The following is a 2,395-nucleotide window of genomic DNA, read 5'->3' on the forward strand; positions in this document are numbered from 1 at the left end:
GACGAGACCGACCGCATGGCCGGTGATCTGGCGCGCCAGCCGCGCCGAATCGCCCCAGTCGCCGACCCGGACATGGTGATGCAGCGCCAGCATCCGGCCGTCCAGAAAGGCCGCGCTGCCGCTGGGGGCCAGCCGGTCGTGGGGGTGCAGCAGCACGAGTTCGAGGCCAAGACCCCTGTCCCGCGCGGCGGCTTCCAGCGGGTGACGGTGCAGGGCGCGCGTGTCGTCGGCATCGGCGATGACAAGGACGATATCCGCCTGGCGCAGGCACAGGCGGCTCCACGGCCCCGCCGTCTCGTCGGCCTGATAGAGGATATAGTCGTTGGCGGTCTCGATATCGTGGAACCAGTCGGTCTGGCGATTGCCGCCCTCGGTCTCGCCGATTTCCGCGACTCGGCCGTAGAGTCTCATGGCCCGGGCGAGGTCGCGGCGAAGGGCGGTGCAGTCGCGGGCATTGCCGGCGGGCAGCAGCGCGATGCTGCGCGGCCGCGTCGGCGGCGCGCCGCCCGGGTGGTCCTGAATCGCCTCCAGCCGCATGACGATCTGGCGGGTCAGTCGCAGCATGGCTTCCGGGTGGCGGCAGACCAGGGCTTCGAAGGCGGCGCGGTCGAGACGCAGGATCTCGCAATCCCGTTCGGCGATGACCGAGGCGGAACGCTCGCGCCCGGTGATCAGCGCCATTTCGCCGACGACCTCGCCGGCCTCGATGCGGGCGATCCGCCGCCGGACGCCATCGGGCGCCACCCGGACGACCGACAGCCCGCCCCGCAACACGACATAGAGCGCGTCGCCCGGCTCGCCCTGGGCGAACAGCATGTGGCCACCGGGCAGGCTGAACCATTCGCCATGCTCGACCACGGCGGCCCGCTCATCGTCGCCGAGGTCGGCGAAGAAGGCGATGCCGTCGATCAGGGTGGCGCCGTCGCCCCCTTCGCTCATCGGATCAGACGAGGCGCCAGCGCGCGTCGATCGTCGCCGCCGGCTCGGCCGCGACCTTGCCCTGATCGAGAAGATGCAGCAGATGGGCGAAGGTCGAGCGCGCGGCGGCCGGGAACAGGCCGGGGTCGACCCCGGCATAGATGACGGGGACCATGTCCATGATGTTCGTCCGCCCCTCGGCCAGCTGATGGATGATCTGCGCCTCTCGCTCGCCGCGATGGGCGATGAAGGCGCGAACATGGGGATGCGGCTCGGTGATGGCGGGGCCATGGGTCGGCCAATAGGTCGTCTCGTCCCGCGTCAACAGCTTGGCGAGGCTGGCCATGTAGTCGCCCATGTCGCCATCGGGCGGCATGATCACACTGGTCGACCAGCCCATGACGTGATCGCCCGAGAACAGCACCCCGGCCTCGCGCCAGGAAAAGCACAGGTGGTTGGACGTATGGCCCGGGGTGTGCACCGCCTCGATCGTCCAGCCCTCGCCGGTGATGACATGATCATCCTCGAGGCGGACGTCGGGCACGAAAGCCATGTCGCCGCCCTGCACCGCCTGATGGCCCGCCGCCTCGCGCCGGCCGGCGCCATGGGGGCCATGGCCATAGGTGCGGGCGCCCGTCGCCGCCTTCAGCGGGGCGGCGCCCGGCGAATGGTCGGTATGGGTGTGGGTGACGAGGATATGGCTGACCGTCTCGCCCGTCAGGCCGCGCAGCAGCGCCTCGATATGTTCGGCATCGTCGGGTCCGGGGTCGATCACCGCGACATCGCCTTCGCCGACGACATAGGTGCCGGTGCCGTGGAAGGTGAAGGACGAGGGGTTGCGGGCCAGGATGCGGCGCAGGCCCGGCGCGACGGTTTCCAGCCGGCCGTACTCGAAATTCATGTCCTTGCGGAAGGGGATCTGTACCGCCATGGCCGCGCGCCTTCTTTCGGGGTTCGTCGTTCTATATCGGGGCGATGCCGCTCACCAGCAACAGCAGCATGGCAGAGACGAGGCCGGGGCCGAAGGGCGGATCGTCGGCGAGGCGCCGGAAGAGCAGAAAGCCCAGCGCGAAGACGACGGTGACGAGGCTCGCCCCCATGAAACAGAGGGCAAGACCGACAGGCCCCAGCCAGATGCCGAGGCCGGCGACCAGCTTCACGTCGCCAAGGCCGAGCCCCTCCCGGCCGCGAAGCCAGGCATAGGCGGCGCCGAAGGCCCACAGGAAGGCGGCGCCGCCGATCCCGCTGGCGAGACCCTGCCAGCCACGGCCGGTGGCGAAGGCGTCGATCAGGCCAAGCAGCGCCGTCGCCGCCGACCATTCGTTGGGAATGCGCCGGTGACTGAGATCGAAGGCGAGGATGGCGCTGCCGATCCCGCCCATGACGACGAGGGCGAAGCCATGGGGGGAAAAGCCCGCCCGCGCCAGGGCCGCGGCGCCGATGCCGCCAGCCGCCAGCGCGGCGACCAGCCCGAGGC

The 2,395-nt window shown here is 70.4% G+C and carries 3 protein-coding genes; all 3 read right to left on the bottom strand.

All coding sequences use genetic code 11. The annotated features are described in order from the left end of the window. Positions 1–939: cyclic nucleotide-binding domain-containing protein (locus tag WAZ62_RS06895; protein ID WP_422642775.1), on the bottom strand; the 939-nt coding region annotated here is incomplete at its 3' end. Between the two features lie 4 nt (positions 940–943). Continuing rightward, positions 944–1,849, bottom strand: coding sequence for an MBL fold metallo-hydrolase (locus tag WAZ62_RS06900; protein WP_422642776.1), 906 nt, complete (start codon positions 1,847–1,849; stop codon positions 944–946). A gap of 31 nt (positions 1,850–1,880) precedes the next feature. Next, the coding region (locus WAZ62_RS06905) for a prepilin peptidase (RefSeq protein WP_422642777.1) at positions 1,881–2,395 on the bottom strand (515 nt) is incomplete at its 5' end.

The organism is Zavarzinia sp. (assembly GCF_049306435.1).
Classification (GTDB): domain Bacteria; phylum Pseudomonadota; class Alphaproteobacteria; order Zavarziniales; family Zavarziniaceae; genus Zavarzinia.

Excerpts from the sequence above, each read along its gene's own strand:
- WAZ62_RS06900 (WP_422642776.1), bottom strand. The coding sequence starts at position 1,849 with ATGGCGGTACAGATCCCCTTCCGCAAGGACATGAATTTCGAGTACGGC.